The sequence below is a fragment of the Polaribacter sp. BM10 genome (genome assembly GCF_002005425.1).
Lineage (GTDB): Bacteria > Bacteroidota > Bacteroidia > Flavobacteriales > Flavobacteriaceae > Polaribacter > Polaribacter marinaquae.
Window position 1 is genome coordinate 1,280,217 of sequence record NZ_CP019704.1, and the last position, 26,585, is coordinate 1,306,801.

General features: G+C 29.0%; 31 protein-coding genes. 25 read left to right on the forward strand and 6 right to left on the reverse strand.

Going from position 1 to position 26,585, the window contains the following annotated elements; translation table 11 throughout:
* Positions 1–465: a hypothetical protein gene (locus BXQ17_RS05725; protein ID WP_077809699.1), complete on the reverse strand. Its 465-nt coding sequence runs from the start codon at positions 463–465 to the stop codon at positions 1–3.
* 51 nt (positions 466–516) lie between these two features.
* Here BXQ17_RS05725 and BXQ17_RS05730 point away from each other — a divergent pair, with 51 nt between their 5' ends.
* From BXQ17_RS05730 to BXQ17_RS05765, 8 genes are all read left to right on the forward strand, one after another.
* Entirely contained in the window at positions 517–1,011 is a 495-nt protein-coding gene (locus tag BXQ17_RS05730; protein WP_077809700.1) for a GNAT family N-acetyltransferase, read from the forward strand.
* 2 nt (positions 1,012–1,013) lie between these two features.
* Complete coding sequence (cls, locus tag BXQ17_RS05735) at positions 1,014–2,438, forward strand: cardiolipin synthase (RefSeq protein WP_254712412.1); 1,425 nt, start codon at positions 1,014–1,016, stop codon at positions 2,436–2,438.
* A gap of 7 nt (positions 2,439–2,445) precedes the next feature.
* Entirely contained in the window at positions 2,446–3,291 is an 846-nt protein-coding gene (gene prmC, locus BXQ17_RS05740; protein ID WP_077809702.1) for a peptide chain release factor N(5)-glutamine methyltransferase, read from the forward strand.
* 91 nt (positions 3,292–3,382) lie between these two features.
* Positions 3,383–4,939: an NAD(P)/FAD-dependent oxidoreductase gene (locus tag BXQ17_RS05745; protein ID WP_077809703.1), complete on the forward strand. Its 1,557-nt coding sequence runs from the start codon at positions 3,383–3,385 to the stop codon at positions 4,937–4,939.
* Positions 4,940–5,002: 63 nt separating this feature from the next.
* Entirely contained in the window at positions 5,003–6,430 is a 1,428-nt protein-coding gene (locus BXQ17_RS05750; RefSeq protein ID WP_077809704.1) for an energy transducer TonB, read from the forward strand.
* Positions 6,431–6,521: 91 nt separating this feature from the next.
* Positions 6,522–6,962 (forward strand): RimK/LysX family protein, encoded by a 441-nt coding sequence (locus BXQ17_RS05755; protein ID WP_077809705.1) that lies wholly within the window; start codon positions 6,522–6,524, stop codon positions 6,960–6,962.
* Positions 6,959–7,834, forward strand: coding sequence for a 30S ribosomal protein S6--L-glutamate ligase (gene rimK / locus BXQ17_RS05760; protein WP_077809706.1), 876 nt, complete (start codon positions 6,959–6,961; stop codon positions 7,832–7,834). Before BXQ17_RS05755 ends, rimK begins: the two co-directional genes overlap by 4 nt.
* Positions 7,824–8,774: a succinylglutamate desuccinylase/aspartoacylase family protein gene (locus tag BXQ17_RS05765; protein ID WP_077809707.1), complete on the forward strand. Its 951-nt coding sequence runs from the start codon at positions 7,824–7,826 to the stop codon at positions 8,772–8,774. Before rimK ends, BXQ17_RS05765 begins: the two co-directional genes overlap by 11 nt.
* Positions 8,775–8,817: 43 nt before the next feature.
* On the opposite strand, the gene BXQ17_RS05770 is transcribed toward BXQ17_RS05765, so the two are convergent.
* From BXQ17_RS05770 to BXQ17_RS05780, 3 genes are all read right to left on the reverse strand, one after another.
* The gene (locus BXQ17_RS05770) at positions 8,818–9,426 is read right to left on the reverse strand and encodes a thioredoxin family protein (protein WP_077809708.1); all 609 of its coding nucleotides are present in this window, start codon (positions 9,424–9,426) and stop codon (positions 8,818–8,820) included.
* A gap of 6 nt (positions 9,427–9,432) precedes the next feature.
* Positions 9,433–9,957 (reverse strand): TlpA disulfide reductase family protein, encoded by a 525-nt coding sequence (locus BXQ17_RS05775; RefSeq protein ID WP_077811361.1) that lies wholly within the window; start codon positions 9,955–9,957, stop codon positions 9,433–9,435.
* Between the two features lie 108 nt (positions 9,958–10,065).
* The gene (locus BXQ17_RS05780; protein WP_077809709.1) at positions 10,066–10,848 is read right to left on the reverse strand and encodes a S1/P1 nuclease; all 783 of its coding nucleotides are present in this window, start codon (positions 10,846–10,848) and stop codon (positions 10,066–10,068) included.
* Between the two features lie 121 nt (positions 10,849–10,969).
* On the opposite strand from BXQ17_RS05780, the gene BXQ17_RS05785 reads away from it, so the two are divergent.
* From BXQ17_RS05785 to BXQ17_RS14500, 11 genes are all read left to right on the forward strand, one after another.
* Positions 10,970–11,830 carry an SPFH domain-containing protein gene (locus BXQ17_RS05785; protein WP_077809710.1) on the forward strand — a complete coding sequence of 287 codons (861 nt, stop codon included), beginning with the start codon at positions 10,970–10,972 and terminating at the stop codon, positions 11,828–11,830.
* 3 nt (positions 11,831–11,833) lie between these two features.
* Complete coding sequence (locus BXQ17_RS14490; protein ID WP_187661435.1) at positions 11,834–12,004, forward strand: hypothetical protein; 171 nt, start codon at positions 11,834–11,836, stop codon at positions 12,002–12,004.
* Between the two features lie 92 nt (positions 12,005–12,096).
* The gene (locus BXQ17_RS05790) at positions 12,097–12,252 is read left to right on the forward strand and encodes a DUF4177 domain-containing protein (RefSeq protein WP_077809711.1); all 156 of its coding nucleotides are present in this window, start codon (positions 12,097–12,099) and stop codon (positions 12,250–12,252) included.
* Position 12,253: 1 nt separating this feature from the next.
* On the forward strand, positions 12,254–12,754 hold the full coding sequence (locus BXQ17_RS14495) for a hypothetical protein (RefSeq protein WP_187661436.1): 501 nt from the start codon (positions 12,254–12,256) through the stop codon (positions 12,752–12,754).
* The gene (locus tag BXQ17_RS05800; RefSeq protein ID WP_077809712.1) at positions 12,751–13,674 is read left to right on the forward strand and encodes an alpha/beta fold hydrolase; all 924 of its coding nucleotides are present in this window, start codon (positions 12,751–12,753) and stop codon (positions 13,672–13,674) included. The genes BXQ17_RS14495 and BXQ17_RS05800 overlap by 4 nt, the downstream gene beginning before the upstream one ends.
* Before the next feature lies 1 nt (position 13,675).
* Positions 13,676–13,840, forward strand: coding sequence for an Arc family DNA-binding protein (locus tag BXQ17_RS05805; protein WP_077809713.1), 165 nt, complete (start codon positions 13,676–13,678; stop codon positions 13,838–13,840).
* A 117-nt stretch (positions 13,841–13,957) separates the two neighbouring features.
* Positions 13,958–17,119: a hypothetical protein gene (locus BXQ17_RS05810; protein ID WP_077809714.1), complete on the forward strand. Its 3,162-nt coding sequence runs from the start codon at positions 13,958–13,960 to the stop codon at positions 17,117–17,119.
* 1 nt (position 17,120) lies between these two features.
* The gene (locus tag BXQ17_RS05815) at positions 17,121–17,801 is read left to right on the forward strand and encodes a DUF2490 domain-containing protein (RefSeq protein WP_077809715.1); all 681 of its coding nucleotides are present in this window, start codon (positions 17,121–17,123) and stop codon (positions 17,799–17,801) included.
* A gap of 2 nt (positions 17,802–17,803) precedes the next feature.
* Positions 17,804–19,108, forward strand: coding sequence for a DUF819 domain-containing protein (locus BXQ17_RS05820; protein WP_077809716.1), 1,305 nt, complete (start codon positions 17,804–17,806; stop codon positions 19,106–19,108).
* A gap of 39 nt (positions 19,109–19,147) precedes the next feature.
* Positions 19,148–19,846 carry a DUF4369 domain-containing protein gene (locus BXQ17_RS05825; RefSeq protein ID WP_077809717.1) on the forward strand — a complete coding sequence of 233 codons (699 nt, stop codon included), beginning with the start codon at positions 19,148–19,150 and terminating at the stop codon, positions 19,844–19,846.
* 146 nt (positions 19,847–19,992) lie between these two features.
* Positions 19,993–20,154, forward strand: coding sequence for a hypothetical protein (locus BXQ17_RS14500; RefSeq protein ID WP_187661437.1), 162 nt, complete (start codon positions 19,993–19,995; stop codon positions 20,152–20,154).
* On the opposite strand, the gene BXQ17_RS05830 is transcribed toward BXQ17_RS14500, so the two are convergent.
* Positions 20,151–20,606, reverse strand: a complete 456-nt coding sequence (locus tag BXQ17_RS05830) for a DUF4442 domain-containing protein (RefSeq protein WP_077811363.1) — start codon at positions 20,604–20,606, stop codon at positions 20,151–20,153. The two genes, BXQ17_RS14500 and BXQ17_RS05830, sit on opposite strands and share 4 nt — an antisense overlap.
* Positions 20,607–20,756: 150 nt before the next feature.
* Here BXQ17_RS05830 and BXQ17_RS05835 point away from each other — a divergent pair, with 150 nt between their 5' ends.
* The 5 genes from BXQ17_RS05835 (at position 20,757) to BXQ17_RS05855 (ending at position 24,343) form a co-directional block, all read left to right on the forward strand.
* Complete coding sequence (locus tag BXQ17_RS05835; protein WP_077809718.1) at positions 20,757–21,188, forward strand: DUF4870 domain-containing protein; 432 nt, start codon at positions 20,757–20,759, stop codon at positions 21,186–21,188.
* A gap of 10 nt (positions 21,189–21,198) precedes the next feature.
* A complete protein-coding gene (locus BXQ17_RS05840; protein ID WP_077809719.1) occupies positions 21,199–21,543 on the forward strand; it encodes a PadR family transcriptional regulator in 345 nt (114 codons plus the stop codon).
* Entirely contained in the window at positions 21,536–23,218 is a 1,683-nt protein-coding gene (locus BXQ17_RS05845) for a PspC domain-containing protein (protein WP_077809720.1), read from the forward strand. Before BXQ17_RS05840 ends, BXQ17_RS05845 begins: the two co-directional genes overlap by 8 nt.
* Before the next feature lie 97 nt (positions 23,219–23,315).
* Positions 23,316–24,041 carry a head GIN domain-containing protein gene (locus BXQ17_RS05850; RefSeq protein WP_077809721.1) on the forward strand — a complete coding sequence of 242 codons (726 nt, stop codon included), beginning with the start codon at positions 23,316–23,318 and terminating at the stop codon, positions 24,039–24,041.
* Positions 24,042–24,106: 65 nt separating this feature from the next.
* Positions 24,107–24,343 (forward strand): hypothetical protein, encoded by a 237-nt coding sequence (locus BXQ17_RS05855; protein WP_077809722.1) that lies wholly within the window; start codon positions 24,107–24,109, stop codon positions 24,341–24,343.
* A gap of 106 nt (positions 24,344–24,449) precedes the next feature.
* On the opposite strand, the gene BXQ17_RS05860 is transcribed toward BXQ17_RS05855, so the two are convergent.
* Entirely contained in the window at positions 24,450–25,820 is a 1,371-nt protein-coding gene (locus tag BXQ17_RS05860; RefSeq protein ID WP_077809723.1) for a lipopolysaccharide assembly protein LapB, read from the reverse strand.
* A 191-nt stretch (positions 25,821–26,011) separates the two neighbouring features.
* Here BXQ17_RS05860 and pyrR point away from each other — a divergent pair, with 191 nt between their 5' ends.
* Positions 26,012–26,551 (forward strand): bifunctional pyr operon transcriptional regulator/uracil phosphoribosyltransferase PyrR, encoded by a 540-nt coding sequence (gene pyrR / locus BXQ17_RS05865; RefSeq protein ID WP_077809724.1) that lies wholly within the window; start codon positions 26,012–26,014, stop codon positions 26,549–26,551.
* Positions 26,552–26,585: the final 34 nt, after the last annotated feature.

Genomic DNA, 26,585 nt, shown 5'->3' on the forward strand with positions numbered 1-26,585 from the left:
CTAAAATTTTATTTTAATTTCTTCTGTTTTGTCTACCAAAAAATCTCTTTTAAAACCGAAAACTACATATTCTAAATTCCCTTTAATTCTTACACTTATTTTTTTTGATATAAACGAATTAATCAAACCCTCTAACATTCCGTTTTTATTAGAATTTAAAAAGTTTTTGGTAGGAATATGTGCAATTAAGGGTATCGAAAAATTATTTCTTGCAGGCACTTTAAAATCTTCAGAAAATATCTGAGCAACTTCTGTATCATTTACAAAAACAGCCAAGTCATCAGTAGAAATTTTTCCACCAACATCATTTGGGTTTTCAAAAAAAGCAATTGCTTTTAATTTTATGGTATCTGCAGCAAAACTGACTACTTTTACATTATCAACCTTAACAAAAACGGGTTCTTTTTGAACGGAACAGCCAAATATCAACAAAAATAGTAGCGAAAAATATAGTATGTTTTTCATTAAATAAAATTATTTTTTAGGTAACTTGCTCTTGCAAAAATACAGTATTAAATGACAAGTGCAGATTTTATAATAAGAGAAATTCAACCTAAAGACAATAAACAACTTTCTGAAGTAATTAGAAGCGTAATTCTAGAAATGGGCGCGCCAAAAATTGGAACTGCATACGAAGATAAAGCTACTGATAGCATGTTCGAAAATTATCAAAAAGAAAAAGTTGCATACTTTGTGGTAGAACATAACAATATTGTAGTTGGTGGTGCAGGAATTGCTAAACTAGATAATTGCGAAGATAACATATGCGAACTGCAAAAAATGTACTTTTTACCAATTGTTAGAGGTAAAGGAATTGGAACCAAATTAATTACCAAATGCCTAGAAAAAGCAAAAGAATTTGGTTTTGATAATTGTTATTTAGAAACGATGCCATACATGGAAGCTGCCAGAAAACTGTACGCAAAAAATGGTTTTGTAAATTTAGACAAACCAATGGGTAACACCGGCCATTATTCTTGTAATGTTTGGATGCTTAAAAAAATTAACTAATTTTGATTTACTACATACTTTCTGCCGTTCATATTCTACTTTTTAGTTGGGCTTTTTACAATATCTTATATTTTGGCGTAAAACCTTCAAAGTCTTTAAGCTGGATTCTTATTTGTTTTTTCTTTCCTTTTTTGGGCGTTTTTGCGTTTCTATTATTTGGTATTAATAGAAGAAAAATCAAGTTTTTTGAACTAAAAGAAACTAAAAAAAGAAAAAACTACATTAAAAGTACTTTTGACAATAAAGAGAATAAAAACACAAAAGAACTTAAGGATAACAAATCAAAAAAAATATCTAATTTAATTTACAACAACACTGGGATTCCTTTAGATGTTAATAACAATTTAACCATTTTAAAAAACGGTAAAGAAACGTTCGAATCTGTTTTCGAAGCGATTAAAAACGCCAAAGAATTTATTCACCTTCAATATTATATTATTGAAGAAGGTAAGATTTTATCAGAATTAATAGAACTTTTAAAAGAAAAGAGAAAAGAAAACGTTGAAGTAAAAATTTTATACGACGCTATTGGAAGTTTCGATTTAAAAAGTAAAATTAAAAAAGAGCTGAAAGATATTGGCGTAGAAATTCATCCGGAAATGCCTTTAAGATATGGTAATTTTATTTTCACTTTAAATTTTAGAAACCATAGAAAAATCTGTGTAATTGATAATAAAATAGGATTTACCGGTGGTGTTAATATTACTGATGAGTATATTAATGATGACGATTTTTTAGGTATTTGGCAAGATGCACACATAAAATTAGAAGGTGATGCAGTAAATAACTTACACAAAACTTTTTTAAGAGATTACTATTATGCAACAGAAAAAGATTTAAGTAAAAACGAAAAATACACCAAGAAACACAAAACTAATGCAAACTCTAAAATTCATATTGTTTCTAGCGGTCCAGATTATGATCAATCTGTTGTAATGCAACAATACCTTAGTTTTATAAACTTAGCAGAAGAAAGTATTTGTGTAATGAATCCTTATTTTATACCTACTTTTTCTATTTTAGAAGCTTTTAAAATTGCGGCTTTAAGCGGCATTAAAGTAATGCTTGTTTTACCAAAAAAAGGAGATTCTAGAGTAGCAACTTACAGTATGTATTCTTATTTTGAAGACTTATTAAAAGCAGGTGTAGAAATTTATGTAAGAGACGATTTTGCACATTCTAAAGTAATTTTTATTGATGATGAAATTGCATCGATAGGTTCTACAAATTTTGATTGTAGAAGTTTTGAACATAATTACGAATTAAACGCCATTATTTTTGATAAAAAAGCCACTTCTGAAATTAGAGAAGAGTTTGACAAAAGAAAAAGTAAAGCTACCAAAATTAACTTAGAAGAATTTTTAAATAGATCCAACAAACAGAAAACTTTAGAGCGTTTGTGCAGGTTTTTTAGTCCTTTATTATAATTATCTTATGACCTTAAAAGAATTTAAAACTTTATTTAGAGAAGCTCTTTCTAAAACGTATCCACAAACAGAAATCGACTCGTTTTTTTTGATTTTGATAGAAGAAAAACTAAATTTAAAAAGGATTGATACTGTACTTAACCCAAATTATATAATTGAAAATACCATTGAAATCGAATTAAAAAACATTATCACAAGACTTCAAAAACAAGAACCTATTCAATACATTATTGGAAATACAGAGTTTTATGGATATCCTTTTTTAGTTGATAAAAACACATTAATTCCGAGACCAGAAACCGAAGAATTAGTGAGTTGGGTTTTAGAAGAAATATCAAACGAAAAAGTATCAATTTTAGACATTGGCACTGGTTCTGGTTGTATTCCTATAACTTTGGCTAAAGAGCAAAAAAACTCAAATATTTTTGCCATTGATGTTTCTAATAAAGCCTTAAAAGTGGCTAAAAAAAATGCGATTCTAAACAATGTAGAAATTGGTTTTATAGAACAGAATATTTTAGAAACTAATAGCTTGCCACAAAAATTTAATATTATTGTTTCAAATCCGCCATATGTTAGAGAGCTAGAAAAAATAGAAATAAAAGAAAATGTTTTAAATAACGAACCACATCTTGCACTTTTTGTAGAAGATAATAATCCGTTATTATTTTATAAGAAAATTGCAGATTTAGCTAAAAATTATTTGTTAAAAAACGGAATTTTATTTTTTGAAATCAATCAATATTTAGGCCAAGAAACTGTTTTAATGCTAAAAGAAAAAGGCTTTACAAACATCATTCTAAAAAAAGATTACTTTGGTAACGATAGAATGATTAAATGCAACTTTAACTAATTAGTTAATTAATTAAAACTTCTAATATTAGTTTTAAAAACTGTGTTATTTTCATCAGTATAATCACGCCTAATTTAATTACTTTTGCAAAATGGTTAAAGAAATTCAGCTTCGTGTAAATTTAATAGAAGAACGCAAAGAAAATATACTTTTATACAAAGCTTCTAAAAAGTTAGAAGTTGATAAAAAGGAAATTAATGCAGTAAAAGTTTTGCGTAAATCGATAGACGCACGTAAAAAAGATATAATTTTTAATTATAAAGTTGCTGTATATTTAAATGAACCGATTCCAGAAAAATCTGATTATATATTTAATTACAAAGATGTTTCTAACGCAAAAGAAGTGCATATTGTAGGTTTTGGTCCTGCTGGTATGTATGCTGCTCTACGATGCATCGAGTTGGGTTACAAACCAATTGTTTTAGAAAGAGGTAAAGATGTACAAAAAAGAAGACGCGATTTAAAAGCAATTAACCAAGATCATTTTGTAAACGAAGATTCTAATTATTGTTTTGGTGAAGGTGGCGCTGGTACATATTCTGATGGAAAATTATACACAAGAAGTTTAAAACGTGGCGATGTTAGAAGGATTTTCGAAAACTTAGTATTTCATGGCGCTACAGAACAAATTTTAATTGATGCACATCCGCATATTGGAACCAATAAATTACCTAAAATAATTCAAAATATTCGCGAGAACATTTTAAAATTTGGTGGCGAAGTTCACTTTGAAACTAGAGTAACAGATTTTATTGTAAAGAACAATAAGTTACAAGCAATTCAATTACAAAACGGACAAGAAATGTCTGTAAACTCTGTAATATTAGCAACTGGTCATTCTGCTAGAGATGTTTACGAATTATTACACAAAAAAGAAATTGCTTTAAAAGCAAAGTCTTTTGCAATGGGAGTTCGTGTAGAACATCCGCAAGAAATTATAGATCAGATTCAATACCACTGTTCTGGTGAAAGAGACGAGCTTTTACCTGCAGCTGCCTACAGTTTAGTGCACCAAGTTAACAATCGCGGAGTGTATTCTTTTTGCATGTGCCCTGGCGGATTTATAGTTCCTGCGGCAACTGCAAACGGAGAAGTTGTAGTAAACGGAATGTCGCCAAGTAAAAGAAATAACAAATTTGCTAATTCTGGTATTGTTGTAGAATTAGATATTGATAGAGATTTTAAAAAATACGAAAAATTTGGTGCTTTAAAAGGTTTAGAGTTTCAGAAAGATTTAGAAAAAATTGCTTTTTACGCTGGCGGAAGAAGTCAAACTGCACCTGCACAAAGATTAGGAGATTTTATAGATGGAAAATTATCTACAGATTTAAATGATTGTAGTTATCAACCGGGTTTAAAATCTGCACCTTTACACTCTTTATTACCTAAAATTATTGGAAGTAGATTACGAAAAGGTTTTGCTGCTTTCGGACAAAAAATGCATGGTTATCATACCAATGAAGCAAATATTATTGGTGTAGAATCTAGAACCTCATCTCCTGTAAATATACCTAGAAAAGAAAATTTAGAACATACAGAAATAGAAGGTTTATTTCCTTGTGGTGAAGGAGGTGGTTATGCCGGTGGAATAATTTCTGCTGCCATGGACGGAGAAAGATGTGCAGAAGCTGCAATTGCAAAATTGTAATTCTAACATCAAGTAATAAATCTTTGTTATTTTTTTTAAAAGAATTACATTTACTAAAAAAAAATGAAAAAGATACTTTTAATTGTTCTGATACTTAATTCGTATATCAACTTTAGTCAAGAAATAAATTTTGATTATATAAACAACTCAAAACCAAGCATCCATAACGATTTATCTACCTATTTTAAAAATAAAATATCATATAAGTTATTAAAAAATATAAAATATCCGCTTAAAAAAAATTACACATTAAATGTGTTTTTTAATATTAACGAACAAAATGAAATTTATAATATCACAACAAGCTTTAAAGTTAAGAAAGATTTATACGATGCAATAGTAAATACATTCAGAGAGTATCCTATAGAAAAACTAAACCTTGACAAAATAGATTCTAGAAAAAGATATTCTTTTCAAATAATTGGTAATACATCAGAATATGGTAACATATTTTACTGTAGCTCTATTATAATTTCAGAATCTTTACCGGTTTGTGCTCCTTGTGAAGATTTGAAACATTATAACGATATAAAAACATGTATAAGAAATAATGTAAAAAGCTATCTCTTAAAAAATATCGACTCTACTAATATAAAATTATCTAATAGCAAGACACCTTATTTAAAATTAAACTTGGTCATTAACAAAAAAGGCAATCTAAACTTCGAAGAAAATAAAGAGTTAGAAATGTATTCTGATATTATATCAGAATTCCCATTATTTAAATCTCCCGCTAAAATCAATAATCAAGCGACGCCTTATAATCTGCAAATATTACCTTTTAAACAGAATAGTTTTAACTGGTTTTATTCAAAACTCAATCCAAGTTCAGAAAATGATTTTAGCTATTTCGTTGAAAATAAATTAGACAAAAAATTTATTAAAAATTCTAATTTAAATAGAATAAATGATGCTTTAGTTTTAAGTTTTGAGTTGAATAAAAAGAACAAACCTATTAATATTAGAACAAATGCTCGCTCATACGAATTAAATGAAGAAATTATTAAAATATTTAATGAATACCCAATTGAAAAATTAGATTTAAGAGATAGAAATCTTTTTTCAAGGTATTCAACAAGTGTTTTATTTTTTAATAACAATAAAACAAGTATAAGAACATTAAATCAATTTAATGTAATAACGCCTGCTATATTTAAAGGCTGTGAAAAGTCTAAAAATATCGCAACACTTAAAAATTGCGCCTCAAAAAAAATTAAAATTCACTTTGCAAAAAGATTTGACTCTTATTTACCAAATAAGCTTAAATTAAAACAAGGTAAGAAAACTATTAAAATAGATTTTAAAATAGGTTTAGACGGTAAAGTCTTTGATGTTAATGCTGTTTCCGATTATCCTAGACTAAATAAAGAAGCAATAAAAGTAATGTATCGTTTGGCAAAAACTAAACCTGCAGAACAAAACGGAAAGAAAGTTATATCTACTTATAGATTACCTTTTTCCTTAAATGTATTAAGCATTAGAAGTAAATAAATTTACAAGTTAACATTGCTATTTAATTTGTAAAAAATTTTTAATTTTTGTCGATAAGTATTGTTAATTTTACAGTACTTAAAACAATCGGATGAAAATTACAATTGGAAGAATTGACAAAGCTGATTTTCCAGAATTATCTTTAACAGATATAGATGTTAAAATAGATTCTGGTGCATATACCTCTTCTATACACTGTTCTAATATTAAAGAAATAACTGTTGATGATTCAACTTATATTCGGTTTAAATTATTAGATCCAGAGCACGAACTTTACAATAATAAAGAGTTTACTTTTAAAAACTATGCTTCTAAAATTGTTAAAAGTTCTAATGGAATTTCTGAAACTAGATTTATGATACATACAGAAATAATTATGTTTCAAAAGAAATTTCCTATTTATTTGACTTTAAGTGAAAGAAAAGACATGAAATTTCCTATATTACTTGGAAGAAAATTTTTAAACAAAAAGTTTGTGATAGACACGATAAAAAAAGACTTATCACACAAATTAAAAAATATAAATAAATGAAAATTGTAATTTTATCTAGAAATCCGAAATTATACTCTACTAGAAGATTGGTTGAATCCGCAGAAAAAAGAGGTCATGAAGTTCTGGTGGTAGATCATTTAAAATGCAATATCGAGATAGAAAAGAAATCTCCAAAAATTCATTATAAAGGAGAATATATAACAAACATTGATGCCATTATTCCTAGAATTGGTGCATCGGTTACATTTTATGGTACAGCAGTAATTCGTCAATTTGAAATGATGAAGGTATTTACATCTGTTTCTTCTCAAGCACTTACTAGATCTAGAGATAAATTAAGCAGTTTACAAATTTTAGCTAGAGCTGGTGTTGGTTTACCAAAAACTGTTTTTACAAATTACACAAAAGACGTAGAACACGTGGTAGAATCTGTTGGTGGTGCGCCATTGGTTTTAAAATTATTAGAAGGTACACAAGGTTTAGGTGTTGTTTTAGCGGAAACAAAAAATGCTGCTACATCTGTACTAGAAGCTTTTAATGGTTTGGGCGCAAGAGTTATTGCACAACAATTTATTAAAGAAGCTGGTGGCGCAGATATTAGAGCTTTTGTTGTAGATGGTAAAGTTATTGGCGCTATGAAACGTCAAGGAAAAGAAGGTGAATTTAGATCTAATTTACACAGAGGTGGTAACGCAACTGTTATAGAATTGACAGACGAAGAAGAAAAAACTGCACTAAAAGCAACCAAAGCTTTAGGTTTAGGAGTTGCTGGTGTAGATATGTTACAATCTTCTAAAGGACCTTTAGTTTTAGAAGTAAACTCTTCTCCGGGATTAGAAGGAATAGAAATTGCTACTGGTAAGAATATTGCCAAAGAAATTATACGTTATTTAGAAATACATGTCGAATAAACCTTTTGTACTATTAGGAAAAGAAATTCCTAAAGGAAAACGCACAGTTCTAGATTTAGAAGTTGCAAAATTACATACACGTACTACAGTAAAGGTTCCTGTTATTATTGAAAGGTCTCATAACCCGGGACCGGTAGTTTTACTGTTAGCCGGAATTCATGGTGATGAAACAAACGGCGTAGGAATTATTAGAGAAATTATTAGCTTAGGAATTAATAAACCTAAAAACGGAACCATAATCTGTATACCTGTTTTTAATATTTTTGGTTACTTAATTCAAACCAGAGAGTTTCCTGATGGTAGAGATTTAAACAGAATGTTTCCAGGAACAGCAAATGGTTCTTTAGCAAGTCAATTTGCATATCAATTTACAAAAGAAATTGCTCCGTTTATAGATTATGTAATCGATTTTCATACGGGCGGCGGAGAAAGAGATAATATTGCACAAATAAGATGTAATAAAGATGATGATAAAGGTTTAGAACTTGCTAAAGTTTTTAATCCGCCAATTATAGTTTACTCTAATAATATAATTAAATCGCTTAGAGAAACTCTTCATAAAATGGGAAAAACTGTTTTGCTGTTTGAAGGTGGAAAATCAAAAGAATTAAACCCTACAATTATTAACGAAGGTGTAAATGGAACAAAAAATGTTTTAATTCATCTAGGCTTAATTGAAGGAGAAATAACAGTTAGAGAAACCCCGATATATGTTAAAAAAGCAAAATGGCTTAGAGCTTCGCATTCTGGAATGTTTAAAGTAAGAGTTGCTAACGGTAGCTATGTAAAGAAAAAAGATGTTTTAGGAGTTATACAAGATCCTTTTGGCGAATTTAAAAAGAAAGTTTATGCACCATTTAATGGTCATGTTTTTTGTACTAACAAAACGCCAATTGTAAATAAAGGAGATGCTTTATTTCATGTTAGCATCGAAGAATAATAAAAAAATCCCAAACTAAATTGTTTGGGATTTTTTATTTTATTTATTGAACTTTGATTGTACAACCAATCGCTCTTGTTTCTTTCTTTTGAATCTCAGCACCTTTTAATAAAGCATCCAGCGCATTTTCTACATATTTTTCTGTAACCTTATCTGGGTTTCTAGAACTATTATCTATTGCACCAATATATTTTACTTTCATATCATTTTTAGTAATAATGTACACATGTGGTGTTTTTGTTGCTCCGAATTTTGGATATACTTTCTGACCGACATCCAATAAATAAGGAAAAGTAAATCCTTTTTCTTTAGCTCTATCTTTCATTTTAGCAAAACTATCATCTGGCACAGCAACAGGATCATTAGGATTTATTGCAATTATCGGAAATCCTTTTTCTTTATACTTTTTATCTAAAGCAATAATTCGATCTTCATTTGCTATCGAATACGGACAAGTATTACAAGTAAAGATGATTACAAAACCCTTTGCGTTTTTATAATCTGATAACGAGACCATTTTATTATCTATATTTTTTAAAGTGAAGTCTTCAATCTTATCTCCTATTTTATAACTTTCTTTATCTACTTTTAGAGTAAAAGCTGATAAAAAAGCAACCATTACTAATATTAAAGTTGTTTTTAAAATTTTCATAATTATCTAGTTTATAAATTTATTTAATTCGCTTTCTAAAGACTCATAAGTAAAAGATTGCTCGTAAAACTTTCTTTTATCTTTATTATAAATGATGGTAATTGGTATCGCACCAGACCATGTAGAATCTATATCTTTAATCCATACATCTTCGTTTACATCATCTAATAAGACTACTTTAGATTGTAAATTTCTTTTCTTAATAAAAGGAATTAACTTTTTTCCTACTTGCCTCGGAAAATCTAAACTCACCAATAAAACCTCTACATTTTTAGATGCATATTCCTTATTAATTTTCTCGAAATAAGGCAATTCTTTTACACACGGTGCACACCAAGTTGCCCAAAAATTTACAACATAAATTTTATCGTCTTTCTTTTCTAGTAAAGGTTTTAAATCATCATAAGAATAAGACTTTACAGAAATGTTAGAAATTTCTTCTGTTTTTTTAACTTCGGAATTCGCTGTCTCTTTTTTACATGAAACAATAAATGCCAAAAGTAAACAACCAACTAATAATTTTGTTTTCATTTTATAAAAATATGCTTTTTTAGAATTATTTTTTATCATTTATTAAATTCTTAACATAAAAAAAGCCTCATTAATTTTAATGAGGCTTAGTATTTGTTAGCAATAAAATTAACTAAAAATATCATTTAAAATTTTAGCTAATCGTATTCCTCCTATTTGTAATTGATCTCTTACAATACTAAAATGATCGTAAGAATATCTGTAACGTAAGTTCTCTCCTTTTTTTACAGAACCGTAAACTTTTTTAGTTAATTGATGTACTTCGTTAACCCAATCTACAATTGTACCTTCTTTTATTGCTGCAATTTGTTTTTTAGATAAATCTCTTGCATTGTCTGCCAATTCTAAATAACTCATATTCCAGTTTTCTATCATTTTAGTATCCCAAACCGAATGTAAGTTTGTTCCTTTACCAAACCACTGTACTTGTATGGTGTTACCACCTTTATCTTCTCTTTGCCCAATATGCATTGGTTGGTGTAAGTCTCCTATAAAATGCACAAGCATTTTTAAATGAAAAGCTTTGTCTGCCTCTAAACTATTATCATCTTTTAAAACTGATATACATTTATTAATTCCGGTTACAATATCTCCGTTAGGGTTTTTTGCAGCATCAGCATAACTTTCATTAAGCTCCATATTTACATAATGCCAAGAAGAATATTTACGAAAAGCTTTATCTGCTTTAATTTCATCTGCATAAGTAGATACAAAAGCCAAACTTTGCCCTTGTAATAATTTATCTATTTTTCTTTTTGCTCTTTTAGTAAGATGCCCCTCTGCAATTTTACCTGTTGCTCTATGACCATTTTGACCCCAAAACAGAGTGTCTTCTGCTGCTGGTTTAGACATAAAAAAGAAAGAAATCAATAAAAATAATTTAAGTTTCATTTTTAAAATTTTATATATTTTTTGCGAAGTTATAAAAAATATAATTCAAATTAATTTTGGTAACTACAAAATAATTGATATATTAGTGATATCAATTTAATATCAATTTAAAACAAACATCATGAAATCAGAAAAAATAATAAAACTTGCCAATGGCTATTTAATGCTTTTTATAGTTTTTACGCTATTTATAGGTAGTATTGTAATGGCTTTTTATCATAAAACACCAATCTATTTAATTATTACCTTTTTAAGTTTTATTGGTTTCTTTGGTTTTATTCTAGTAAATCCAAACACATCTAAAGTAATTTTGCTTTTCGGAAAATATGTTGGAACTATAAAAGCAAATGGTTTGTATTGGGCAAATCCTTTTTTTAGAAAAAAAACAATCTCTTTAAGAGCTAGTAATTTCGATTCTGAAAGATTAAAAGTAAACGATAAATTAGGAAACCCAATAATGATTTCTACCATTTTAGTTTGGCGTGTTACAAATACATATAAAGCGGCTTTTGATGTAGATAACTACGAAAACTTTGTAAGAGTGCAAACAGATGCAGCTGTTAGAAAACTGGCAAGCATGTATCCTTATGATAATTTTGCTGATGAAGGCCATGATGAAGACATTACTTTACGCTCTAGTGTTAATGAAGTTTCGGAAGCACTTGAGAAAGAAATAGACGAACGTTTATCTATTGCCGGTATTGAGGTTTTAGAAGCAAGAATAGGTTATTTAGCTTATGCACAAGAAATTGCATCGGCAATGCTAAAAAGACAACAAGCAACAGCTATTGTTGCTGCTAGACACAAAATTGTGCAAGGTGCTGTAGAAATGGTTGAAATGGCGTTAGAAGAGTTAAATAAAAAAGAAATTGTTGAGCTAGACGAAGAACGTAAAGCGGCAATGGTAAGTAATCTTCTAGTTATACTTTGTGGAGATAAAGAAGCTTCTCCGGTTGTGAACGCTGGCACATTAAGTCATTAAGATATGGAAAAAGAAAAGAAATATACAGGTGGAACTGGTTTAGCATTGGGTCTATCATTTGGTGTTGCATTAGGCGCCGCATTCAATAACATCGCAATAGGTATCTGTTTAGGAATGTGTTTAGGAATTATTTATGATCGAAAAAAAAGTGAATCTAAAAATAGAGATGAATAATAATGTTCAAAAATATAATTTAGAAATCAGTTGGAAAATTTCTTAAACGATATCAAAAAAAGAAACACAAGAATTAAAATAAAATCTCTACAATGAAAGAATATAAAATAGTACAACCTAAAACAGGATTTAGAAAATTTTACGAACGATATGAAGAACTTTTAAATCAACATGCAAGGGAAGGTTGGGAAGTTTGCCAAATTTTACCAAGCCTTAAAATTGTTTTCGAAAGAGATAAAAACCGCTAATATGAAAGTTTTTAAAGAAGAGCAGCGCTTTACGCAAACTTGGTTAATTTTATTAATGTCTGTTAGTTTAATTGTACCTATTACTCTTATACTACAAGACTATAATAAAGCCAACTCTTCTATTAGTACAAATGAACTTATTTTAAGCATTTTAGCTATAATAAGTTCTGGCTTACTAATTTTTCTTTTTAAACTTAAAACCAGAATAGATGAAAAAGGAATTTATTATCAATTTTTTCCGTTTCATTTAAAACTAAAATTGATAAAATGGACAGAAATAAATAAAGCATATGTTAGAACTTATGATCCTATAGGAGAATATGGTGGTTGGGGTTTTAAAGGTGGTTCTTTTTGGAATAAAGAAAAAGGAAAATGTATAAATGTTTCTGGCGATATTGGTATTCAATTAGAGCTTAAAGATGGTAAAAATCTTCTTATAGGAACTCAACATAAAGAAAGTGCAATTCAGGTTTTAAAAACCTATGAAATAAATTTAAAATGATCAAAATTATTACATCCATAGTTATTATTTTGTTCGGAATTACAACTGCTTTAGCACAAATAGAATCCGAAGAAATTGTAATTAAAAACGGAGAAATAGAATTACCCGGAACGTTAACGTTTACAAAAGAAAATTCTCCATTAATAATTTGGGTGCATGGTTCTGGTAATGTAGACAGAAATGGTAATCAAGCAGGTACACCAGTAAAAGCAAATTACATTAAAGAATTTAGAGATTCTGTAAATAAAAAGAATATTGCTTTTTTTAGTTACGACAAAAGAACCGCTAATAAAAAAAACTATCCATTTTTAAAAGATACAAAAATTAGAGATTTTGTGATAGATGTGGAAACAGTAATTTCTCATTTTAAAAAAGAGAAACAATTTTCTGAAATTATTTTAGCAGGTCATAGTCAAGGTTCTTTAATTGCAATGTTAGCATCAAAAAATATCGATAAATATATTTCTATTGCTGGAGCAGGAGAAACAATAGATAAAATAATGACTCAGCAAATAAAAAAGAATAATCCTATGCTAGGTGTTATTGTAAAGAAACAATTCGATACACTTAGAATTAAAGGGAAAATAGAAAAGACAAATCCGTTTTTAGTAACTCTTTTTTCAAAAAGAAATCAACCTTTTTTATATTCTTGGTTGCAAATTAATCCTTTAGAAGAAATTAAGAAATTGACAATTCCTACTTTAATTATTCAAGGAGAAAAAGATACGCAAGTTACAATTGAAGATGCAACAAAGCTTAAAAAAGCGAATACAAATGCAAAATTAGTTTTTATCAAAAACATGAATCATGTTTTAAAAACTATAGAAAAAGAAGAAGATAATTTAAAATCTTATTATTCAAGTGATTTCCCTTTATCTAAAGAATTAATTGAAACTGTTGTTCAATTTGTAAACGATTAATATGGCAAAAAAGAAAGCTTTCGCGTTGCGAGTTAATGAAGATATGCTAAAAGCTATAGAAAAATGGGCTGCAGATGAGTTTCGTTCTACAAATGGTCAAATAGAATGGATGTTAATGCAAGCCTTAAAAGAAAACAACAGAGAACCTAAAAAGAAAGAAGACTAAATCTACTTGTAAGATTCTTAAAATGCTAATTTATGTTAAAAAAACGCTCAATTTTTATTGAGCGTTTTCTATTTTGTATCTTGTTCGCTATTATTCAAATTCAACAAACTTAAACTAATGAAAAAACTATTTACACTTGTCTTTTTGTGCGCTACTTCCCTACTCTTCTCTCAAGAGTTTTCTATGGATATAGTAAAAAACATGAAACCTAGAAATATTGGTCCGGGCGGTATGTCTGGTAGAGTAACTTCTATAGATGTTGTTACAGCTAATCCAGAAATTATTTATGCTGGTACTGCTTCTGGTGGTATCTGGAAATCTACATCTGGTGGCGTTAAATGGGAACCTATTTTCGAAAAAGAACTTACAGCCTCTATTGGTGCTGTTGCAATACAACAATCTAACCCAAGTGTTGTTTGGGCAGGTACTGGTGAAGGTAACCCAAGAAACAGTTTAAATGGTGGTTTTGGTATTTATAAAACTTTGGATGCCGGTAAAACTTGGAAATCTATGGGCTTAGAAAAAACAAGACACATTCATAGAGTTGTTATAGATCCTACAAATCCGGATGTTGTTTACGCTGCTGCAATTGGTTCTCCTTGGGGAGAACATAAAGAACGTGGTGTTTATAAAACAACTGACGGCGGTAAAACTTGGAAACAAATTTTATTTACAAATGAAAAATCTGGTGCTGCAGATTTAATTATGGATCCAAATAATCCTAATAAAATAATTGCTGCAATGTGGGAACACAAGCGTGATCCTTGGTTTTTTAAATCTGGAGGAGAAGGCTCTGGATTATATATTACTTATGATGGAGGTGATAATTGGAAAAAAATCACAGAAAAAGAAGGTTTTCCTAAAGGCGAATTAGGTAGAATTGGTGTTGCTATTGCACCAAGTAATCCAGACATTGTGTATGCTTTGGTAGAATCTAAAAAAAATGCACTTTACAAAAGTGAAGATGGTGGTTTTAAGTGGAAAAAAATAAACGATAAACCTGGTATCGGGAATCGTCCGTTCTATTATTCAGAAATTTATGTAGATCCTCAAAATGAAAACAGATTATATACAGTTTTTACGTATGTAAACGTTTCTCAAGATGGCGGAAAAAGCTTTAAAGAATTAATGCCTGCGTATGGCGTAGATAATGGTGTGCATCCAGATCATCATGCTTGGTACATCCATCCAAATAATGGTAAATTTATGATTGATGGAAATGACGGAGGTTTAAATATTACTAAAGATGGTGGTAAATCTTGGCGTTTTATAGGTAACATACCTGTTGCACAGTTTTATCATATAAATGTTGATAACGAATTTCCTTATAATGTTTACGGTGGTATGCAAGATAATGGTTCTTGGAGAGGTCCTGCTTATGTTTGGAAATCTCAAGGAATTAGAAATTCTTATTGGCAAGAAATTAGTTTTGGTGATGGTTTTGATGTTGTACCAGACAAAGACGATTCTAGATATGGTTGGACAATGAGCCAACAAGGTTCTGTATCTAGATTTGATTATTTAACAGGTAATAATTATTCTGTAAAACCAACACACAAAGATCCTAATGTAGAATTGCGTTTTAATTGGAATTCTGCAATAAACATAGATCCATTCGATAATTCTACACTTTATTTTGGTAGTCAATTTGTACATAAATCTACTGATAAGGGATTAACATGGACGGTTATTTCTCCGGATTTATCTACAAATGATCCAGAAAAATTAAGACAATCTGAAAGCGGTGGTTTAACTATGGATGCAACCGGTGCAGAAAACCACTGTACTGTGCTTGTTATAGAACCTTCTTTATTACAAAAAGATGTAATTTGGGCAGCAACAGATGATGGTCAAGTTCATATTACAATGAACGGAGGAAACTCTTGGACAAACGTAGCTAAAAACTTAAAAGGTTTACCAGAAAATAGCTGGATTACTCAAATTAAAGCTTCAAACAAAAATAAAGGCGAAGCTCTTTTAATCGCAAATGATTATAGACGTTTTAATTACACTCCGTATGCTTATAGAACTAAAAACTACGGTAAAACGTGGGAAAGAATTGTAGATGAAAATGATGTACAGAGTTATACATTATCGATAATTGAAGATCCAAAAAATGAAAATTTATTATTTTTAGGTACAGATGATGGTTTATACATTTCTGTAGATGCTGGTAAAAAATGGACAAAATGGACAAACGGTTTCCCAACTGTACCTGTTAAAGATTTAGTAATTCATCCAAGAGAAGACGATTTAGTTATTGGTACTTTTGGTAGAGCTGCATGGGTGTTAGATGACATTAAACCATTAAGAGCTTTAGCTGCTAAAAACGCAACTTCTAAAAAACTACATTTATTTGAACCTCCTGTAGCTTATCAAGCAGCAATACAACAACCTACAGGTAGTAGATTTGGTGCAGACGGACTTTATCAAGGAGAAAACAGAAGAAGTGGTGCATTAATTTCTTATTATGTTAATGTTCCTAGAACTAAGACTAAATCATCAAAAGAAAATAAAGTAAAATTCGATTCTATTAAATTAGAAATTTTTGATGGTAATAGACAAATTAGAACTTTAAAATTTAAAGCTCCTAAAGAAAACGGTGTACATAAAACTACATGGTATTTAAGAGAAAAAGGTGTTGCTAGGGCTTCTAGAAGAATTAGAAAATCTAGTAGAGAACCTGGTGGTGTTACAGTAAAACCAGGTACTTATCGTTTAAAAATGACATTTGGAGATGTCGTAGAAGAACAAAACATCAAAGTAGAATTTGATCCTAGATTAAAAATTTCTGACAAAGCAATTAATCAAAAATATAATGCAAGTAAAGAGCTAGAGAAGTATCAAGAGAAAATTGCAAATGTTGTAAAACAACTAGTTGAAAGCAAAAATACTGCAACTACAATTAAATCTCAGTTAACAAAAGAAGACAAGAAAAAATATAAAAATCAAATTAAGTCTTCTAAAGATGTTATTAAAAAGATAGATGGTTTACTTGCTAAATATTTAGGTTCTATAGACAAAAGACAAGGTATTACTAGAAATCCAGAAATTACAGTTAACCAACGTTTAGGACAAGCAAGTAGATACATCCGTTCTCGTTTTGGAGAACAAACATCAACAGAGACTGTTTTAATGAATCAATTTAAAGAAGAATTTAAAAAAGCTCTTACAGAAACAAACGCATTCTTTAATAAAGATTGGTTAGACTACAAAAAAGAAACAGAGTCTATTAAAATTTCTTTATTTAAAGACACTAAAATTTACTCTATAAATTAATATGCGTAAACTATTATTATTCATTTGCCTTTGCTTTATAATTAATAAAGCAAAGGCTCAATCTACCGCAGAAGATAAATTAGGAACCTGGTATATGTATAACGGTTCACATAAATTATCTGATAAATTTGGTTTAAAAACGATGGCTCATTTTAGATATTATGAGCTTACAGAAAATTTTCAACAAGAAATATACAGGTTAGGTTTAAATTATACATTTAATCCAAAGGTAAATGTTACACTTGGTCTAAGTTACGCTACAGCAGATAGAACTTACGAATCACCATCAAATTACTTATACGAATATCGTTACTACCAAGATTTAAATTTAAAATCTTTTTGGGGAGATTTTACTGCAAAACATCGTTTTAGATTAGAACAACGCTTTATTCATCAAGATTTTAATGTTGATGCATTTCAAAATTGGTTACGATACGATTTGAATGTAAGTTATCCTCTTTCGAAAACTTGGAGTGTTTACGCTTTTAATGAACTTTTCTTAAACCTTGATAGAGGTAAGAGATTTGCTCAAAACTGGACAGGTGCAGGTTTTGTGCATAAATTAAACAATACAATAAAATTAAAAGCCGGATATTTTCAAATTAAAACGCCAAATGAAGTACTTAAAAGATTACAATTAGGTATCATTGTAAATACAAATTTTTCTAAGAAAACAATTTAATTATGCAACCAATTTTTACAAATGATGCCATTGTTTTTGGTATCTTAATGATTTCTTTAGGCTTTGTTTTTTATACGGAAGGATTAAAAACTGGCTTCTGGCCAAAGTTCTATAAAATAGTGCCAGGTTTATTTATGGCATATTTTATTCCTGCAATTTTTACCACTGTTGGTATTATTTCTCCGGAATGGCAAACTACAGATGCTACAGGCGCTGTTAGTAAAAACTCTTCTCAACTTTATTATGTTGCTAGTAGATTTTTATTACCTGCTGCTTTGGTTTTAATGACACTAAGTATCGATTTAAAAGCTATCTTTAATTTAGGTTCTAAAGCTTTAATAATGTTTTTTACTGGTACTGTTGGTGTAATAATTGGCGGACCTTTAGCAATATTATTAATTTCTGCATTTTCACCCGAAATAGTTGGCGGTGCAGATTTTGATGCTGTTTGGAGAGGTTTATCTACATTAGCTGGTAGCTGGATTGGTGGTGGTGCAAACCAAACTGCAATGCTAGAAATTTACAAATACAATCCTGCAAAATATGGCGGAATGGTAATTGTTGATATTGTAATTGCAAATGTTTGGATGGCAGTTTTACTAATTGGTATTGGTAAGAAAGAAAAAATAGACAAATGGCTAAAAGCAGATACTTCTGCTATCGAAGACTTAAAAGAAAAGGTTATTTTATTTACTAAAAAAGTAAAGAAAAATCCAACATTAACAGACTTTATGATTATGCTAGCTATAGCATTTGGTACTGTTGGTTTTGGTCATTTTTCAGCAAAATACTTAAGTCAATTTTTTTCTGAGTTTGTTGCTTCTATAGAATCTCAAACTTGGCGAAATGTCTTTTCTTTCTTAGGATCTGGTTTTTTCTGGTTAATTAGTATTTCTACAATTGTAGCCATTTTATTATCTTATACTAAAGCTAAAAACTATGAAGGCGCTGGTGCGAGTAAACTTGGTAGTATTTTTATATACATTTTAGTTGCAACAATTGGTATGAAAATGGATTTAAATCAGGCATTTGAAAATCCAGGGTTAATTGCAATTGGTTTTGTTTGGATGACAATACATGCTGTTTTATTAATAATTGTTGCTAAAGTAATTAAAGCACCTTATTTCTTTTTAGCAGTTGGTAGTCAAGCTAATGTTGGTGGTGCCGCTTCTGCACCCATTGTAGCTCAAGCTTTTCATCCTTCTTTAGCAACTGTTGGTGTATTATTAGCTGTTTTTGGATATGCTATTGGTACAGTTGGGGCAATTTTGTGTACAATTTTAATGGAATTAGCTTCAACTATTTAAAAAAATAAAGCATATTTGCAGACTAAATTTTTATAAACAATGAAGAAAATAGTAACAGTTTTACTAGCATCGATGTTAATTTTTGCATGTTCATCTAAAAAAGATGGAAACATGATTGTTCAAGGAAACATAAAAGGACTTAAAAAAGGAACCTTATATCTTCAGAAAATGAATGATACACTATTAGTTTCTGTAGATTCTGTAAATGTTTTTGGAGACGGAAATTTTAAATTAACAGACAATGTAGAATCGCCTGTGATGTACTATTTAGCGTTTGATAGTAAAACAACAGATAAGAGAATTTTATTTTTTGGTGATAAAGGAACTATTACAATTAATGATAATATTGATATTTTCGGATTCAACCCAGAGATTACAGGTTCTAAAAATCAAGAAGTTTTAAATAATTTTATAAAGGTTAATAACAAGTTTAAAAACCAACGATTAGAATTTATTAAAAAAGAATTTGAAGCAACAAAAGCACAGGATCAAGATTTAATGACTAAAGTTAAAACTGACTTTGATAGAATGATCCGTAGAAAATATCTTTACACCACAAATTTTGCGTTAAATAATAAAGACTTAGAAGTAGCACCATATATTGCATTAACACAATTGTACGATGCAAACATTAAGTTGTTAGACACAATTAATAATTCATTATCAATAGATGTAAAAAAATCTGCATACGGTAAACGTTTAGATAAATATATAAGCGAAATAAAAGCAAAAGAATAAATTAAAAAAACCGAGTTTTTACTCGGTTTTTTTATGCTTAAAATTTATTTCGATAAAGTATCAATAATCTAAAATTATCTTTTATTTAACATCTTTGCTTCAAAAAAAATCTAATTTTGCATCATAATTTTAAATTATAATCAATTATGAAATATTTATCTCCAGAAATTGAAGCCTTATCTAAAAAATACGAAGAAACAAAATCTCTAGCTAGAACTAGTGTTTCTTGTGGTATTTTTCAAGATTGTGACTACAACGAAGAAAGACCAAAATTAAATCTTAAAATAAAAACTACCGAATTAGTTTAAGCCTTTACTTTTAGGCTCCACTCAAAGTTAAATTTTGAAACTATTATACCGTCTTCATTTACGCCTTCAGAAGACAAAACCACAACTTGCCCTTCATTTGTCTTAATAGACTTCTGAATAGCTTTTATAACTTCTACACCACCATTGCAAGTAAACATAATTTTACCCGTTGCCTTTTTATAGAACACCGCATCTTGCTTGGTAACTAACATAGAAACTTTTCTATTAGAATCTTCGATAGCCTTCATCACCAAAACGCCAGTACTCATTTCTGCAGCCATACCTTGTGCTGCCCAAAACATACTTTTAAAAGGATTTTGATTCATCCATTTATGTTTAATCTTTACAACAGCCTCATCTTTAGAGATAGATAATACTCTCATTCCGCTTAAATAACCCAATGGTAATTTAAGTAACATAAACAGGTTTACTTTTTTAGGTGTAATCTTCATATTGCTTATTAAGACAGGCAAAGTACCACTTTTATTAATCATATTTAGCATTTTAAAAATGTTAAAAAAATGTTAATTATAGTACTATGCATTGCATAATACCTTTTTTAAGATATATATTTGCATAAGAAAGTATTATATACTATAATCATGAAAAATAACAAACAAAATACAAACGCCTTTTTAATTCACTTATCTGCTTTTGCTGGTTTTATATTTCCTTTTGGCCATATAATTACTCCATTAATAGCGTGGCAAACATTAAAAGAACGAAGTGAATTTTTAGATGAACAAGGTAAAGAGGCAGTAAATTTTAATATTAGCTACACTTTATATTCTTTTTTGTTGACCTTAACATTTATTCCATTTGCATTTGGTTCTTTTATAAGAGAATTCAATCATTTCGACAATTTTAGCATCAATTTAGATTTAAATTCTCATAACTTTTTAGGAATAATTGGTTTTGGTACGGTAGCAAGTATTATTTATTTAATTGGCATTGCATTAGTTATAATAGCTTCTTTAAAAGCAAAAGAAGGAGAAAATTACAAGTATCCTTTTACTATAAAATTTATTAAATAAACCACATTATATGAAGATAGAAAACACAAAAGCACAAATGAGAAAAGGTGTTTTAGAGTATTGTATTTTATCCATTCTAAAAAATGGAGATGCATATACATCAGAAATACTTTCTACGCTTAAAGGTGCAGAAATGATTGTGGTTGAAGGAACCATTTACCCGTTACTAACTCGCTTAAAAAACGCTGGTTTATTATCGTATAGATGGGAAGAATCAACCTCTGGACCACCAAGAAAATACTATGTTTTAACAGAAAACGGAGGCATGTTTTTAAAAGAATTAGACAAAACATGGAGTAATTTAGTAAACGCAGTTAACCAAGTAATTAGCACAAAACCAACTTCAGATGAATAAGACAATAAATATAAATTTAGGCGGATTTTTCTTCCATATAGACGAGATTGCCTACCAAAAACTAAGAAGATATCTAGAGTCTATCTCTAAATCTTTAAGTGAAGATCCGCAAGGAAAAAATGAAATAATAGCAGATATAGAAGCACGTATAAGTGAACTTTTATCAGAAAAAATTACTGATGCTAGACAAGTTGTTAACGAAGGTGATATCGAAGATATTATTGTAATAATGGGCCAACCAGAAGATTACGCAGAGGCAGAAGAAGCATATTCTGATGCAAGTTATTCTTATAAAAGAAATAATACTTCTGGTAAAAAATTATTTAGAGATGGCGATGATAAATTTTTAGGTGGTGTTGCATCTGGTATTGCGCATTATTTTGATATTGACGCAATTTGGATACGTTTAGGTTTGTTGGCACTTTTCTTTGGAGCAGGATTCGGAATTTTAATCTACATTATTTTATGGATTCTATTGCCAGAGGCAAAAACTACAGCAGAAAAATTACAGATGGAAGGTGAACCTGTAAATATTGATAACATTGAAAAGAAAATTAGAGAAGAATTTTCTAACGTATCAGAAAATGTTAGAAATGTTGCGAATCAAGCATCAGAAAAATTTAAAGATGGTGCTAATGAGTTTTCAGAAAAAATGAGTCAAACTTTTTCAGCAAAGACAAAAAAAAATAATGGTTTACAAGATTTTTTAGATACAATTGGTAAAATTATACTTGGCTTTTTTAAAATTATAGGAAAGTTTTTAGGTGTACTATTTGTATTCTTAGGTGCCGCCATTATTTTATCTCTAATTATTGGAGGGTTTTCTGTAGGAAGTTTAGAATTCTTAAATATTGATGGAAATTATATTAGTTACCCAGAATTCTTTTATGACGCAACGCTACCAAGATGGTTGCTAACAGTTTCTTTATTTGTTTTAGTTGGTATACCTTTTTTAGCCTTATTAATTTTAGGTTTAAGAATGTTATCTAGTAATGTAAAACAAGTTAGTAGAGCAACCTCTTTATCTCTTTTAGGTCTATGGATAATTGCTTTGTTAATGATCATTTTTACGGCAATAGAGTTTGGAACTACACATGCTAATTATGGTAAAAATGTGGTAAAAAAGAATCTTACAATTTCGAAACAAGACACGTTAACTGTAAAAATGATTAACAATGACGAAATTTATTATAAACACAACTTAAGAAGATCTTCTAGAAGACACGAAGTTGAAGTTGATAGTAAGCGTATGGTTTATACAAATGACATAAGAATTGATGTTAATAAAAGTAATACTAATGAAGCTTATGTAATTATTCAAAAAGAATCTTATGGCAGAAGTAGTATTAGAGCGAGTAAAAATGCTGAAAAAATAGCATATAATTTTACATTTTCTAATAATGAACTTTTATTAGATGCTTACTTTCTATCGAACATAAAAAATATTTTTAAAGATGAAGAAATTGTAATTACGTTGTTTTTACCAACTACTTCAACTATCTATTTTGATAATTCGGTTAAATCATTTTTATATAATGTTACAAATGAAAATAATTTAGACGAAGACGAAATGACTAATCATTATTTTAAAATGACAAACAGCGCTTTAGAATGTACAGATTGTACAATTGAAAAAGAAGATGAAGAAGATAAGAAAGTTGAAGACACATTTTAATTACAATTCAGTACAAATAAAATACAACTGGGCAACTTTATATTGGCAATAAGCGTCTTAACTGTGATATTTACCATATAAATTTAAAAACAACATCATGAAAAAATCAATCAACCAACTTTTAACAATTTTATTTTTATCGACTATTTTAACATCTTGTGGTGTCGATTATTTAAATAAAGTAAATGGTAATAGAAATGTTACGACAGAGACAAGAAACGTTAACGATTCTTTTAATAGTATACATGTAAGCAACGGTATCGATTTATACATTAGCCAAAGTAGCAATACAGAAGTTGTTGTAGAAGCTGATGAAAACCTGCAAGAAATTATAAAAACCGAAGTTAATGATGGTGTTTTAAGAATTTATACAGATAAAAATATTTGGCAATCGAAATCAAGAAAAGTTTATGTAACACTACAAGAACTATCTAATTTAAAAGCTACAAGTGGTGCAGATGTGTATACCGAAGATGTTATAAATACCAAAGAAATATCTATTTCTGCAACAAGTGGGGCAGACATAAATATTAAAGTTGATGCAGAAAGTGTAGCTACAAAATCTACAAGTGGATCAGATATTAACATAGCTGGTAACACAACCAATCATGCATCAAGCGCTACAAGCGGAAGTTCTATTGATGCTTACGACTTAGAAAGTAAAAACGTTATAGCCAAAGTAACAAGTGGTGCAGATATTGATATTTATGCTTCAGAAAAAATTGAAGCAAACGCAACTAGTGGCGGAGATATTGATTATAAAGGTAATCCGAAAATTGTAAATAAAAAGTCTTCTTCTGGAGGTAGTATTTCTAGAAAATAAATCAATCAACCAAAAAATGATTTCTTCAGGTTGTAATAAACCTGAAGAATTCTAAAAAAATAGCTATGAAAACATTATTAGATTCCTTTAAAGATTCTATGATTGTAAAAGTATTAATTGCAATAATCATGTTCTTTTTTACTTGGATTTCGAATACTCAAATAGAAAAAAATTCTGAATTTTATAAGTCAATAAAAGGCGATAAGAATGTTTTTACAGAAAACTCTTCTAAATTAGAACAACCCAAAAATATAAATGAAATTTTGTCGAAAAACTGCAAACAGTTTTATGCGAAAAAATAAAAAAATTAGAAAGCTAACTTCTAATATGGTTACTAATACTTGGTTTTATTAGTTTACTTGGTAAGTCGCTGTTTTTTTTAAAAAAACAGCGCTTACTTTTTTATAACTATTCCGTTGCTTTTTTGTAGTTACTTAAAAGCTTTTTAACTTCTAAATTATCATAAACCGTAGGATAAAGTTCTTTTAAAATGATGTGATAATCATAATCAATCTGCATTCCTTTGATCAAATGAGAAAAAGCATATTTATTTTTATTCATAATAAAAAATAAACCTGCAAATCGGTATTCTATTTCTGCAAAGTCTTTATGTATTTTCTGAGCTTCAAAAATTACTTTTAAAGCGTAATTATATTCGCCTAAAAATGATAAAACATCAATTAAACCTAAATAAATTTCTGGGGAATTATCACCTAAACGTAAACAATTATTATAACCAGAAACAGCTTCTTCAAAAAAGCTAAGTTTTAGTTTTATTTCTGCATACCTTCTCCAATACACCGCATTGTCTTCGTCTATTTTTAATGCTTTTGATAAATAATAAGATGCTTTTTGGTAATTTTCTAGATCAAAATAAATGTTAGCTAATAAACCCCAACCTTTATCTAGTAATGGATCTTCGTGTACAGCCTTTTTATAGTAAGAAATTGCAGCTTCTAAATTTTCTAATTTTTGGTAGCACTCACCTACTCTAATGTATGCATATGCAGTAGGATCATCTAACTCTAAAGTAATTAAATAATTATCTATAGCATCTTGATAATTTCCTAATTGTTCTAATGTTTTTGCCTTTTCTAGATATCCGCCTAAAAAAGATTCGTCAATTAAAACAGCATATTCAAAAGCTTTTAAAGCTTCTTCAAAATTATTTAAAACAAAATATTGTCTCCCCAATTGATGCCATGCAACTTCGCAATAAGGGTTTATTTCTATGTAAGATTTCAAGTATTCTGCAGCCTCTTCATGCTCTTCTTGCATATCGAAACAATACACAATATTATAAAGTGCAGAATAGTCTTCGTAATCTACTTCGATACAGTTTGCAAAGTTTTTTCTAGCATTTGTAAAATCATCTAAGTATAAATATTCCATACCCAATAAAGACCAAACATCTACTTTATCTTCGGTTAAATCTAAAGCTTTTTCTAAATCTTTAATGGCTACTTTATGCAAACCTCTTTTAGAGTTTATTGTAGCTTTTTGTATAAAAACTTCTTCATTATCTGGTGCAATTATTGCTACTTTTTTTAAAAGTTTTTCTGCTTTATCTACCTCATGCTCTGTTAAGTGCATTTCTACCATCAACAATTTTAAATCAATAGATTCTGGGTGTTGTTCTAAACCCAATTTTATTGCTTTTTTTGCTAATGATACTTTACCAGAATCTAAATAATGTATGATGATTTCTTCAAACTCTACCAAATCAAAAAAATAAATATTGTTGGTTTTGAGCATCGATTCAAATTTTAATAGAGACATAACTAAGAGATTTGAATTATGATAATAAAGGTAGTATAACTCTAGGAAAACAATTGGCTACGAAGTTTTTCTTTTCAACAATTTAATTAACAAAAAGCCAACTTTATTTAAGCCTTAATAATTTTGTGCATACATAAATTTACATTAATTTTGATTTTCAATAACTATCAACTTAAATTGATAGCCTTCTTATGAGCAAAAAAACCTTACTTAACTCAAAAGATATTGAAATTATTCTTCATCGATTAGCTTGTCAGTTAATTGAAAACCATAATAATTTTTCTAATACAGTACTTATTGGTTTACAACCAAGAGGTTCTTATTTGGCAAATAGATTAGCCAATTTGCTAAAAACAGATTATAATATTAAAAACTTAGAGTTAGGACTTTTAGACATTACTTTTTACAGAGACGATTTTAGACGAAAAGAAAAACCGTTGGCTGCAGAAACTACAGAAATGGATTTTTTAATAGAAGGTAAAAAAGTTGTAATTATTGATGATGTTTTATTTTCTGGAAGAAGTATTAGAGCTGCTTTAACAGCAATTCAGTCTTACGGAAGACCCGAAAATATAGAACTTTTGGTTTTAATTGACAGAAGATTTAGTAGGCATTTACCTATTCAGCCAAATTATAGAGGCCGACAAGTAGATGCTATAAATGAAGAGCGTGTTTTGGTTACCTGGAAAGAAACCCATAGCAAAGACGCTGTTTTTATAGAATTAAAGTAACCAAGTTTACAAGCTACCATGAAGAATAAAAAAC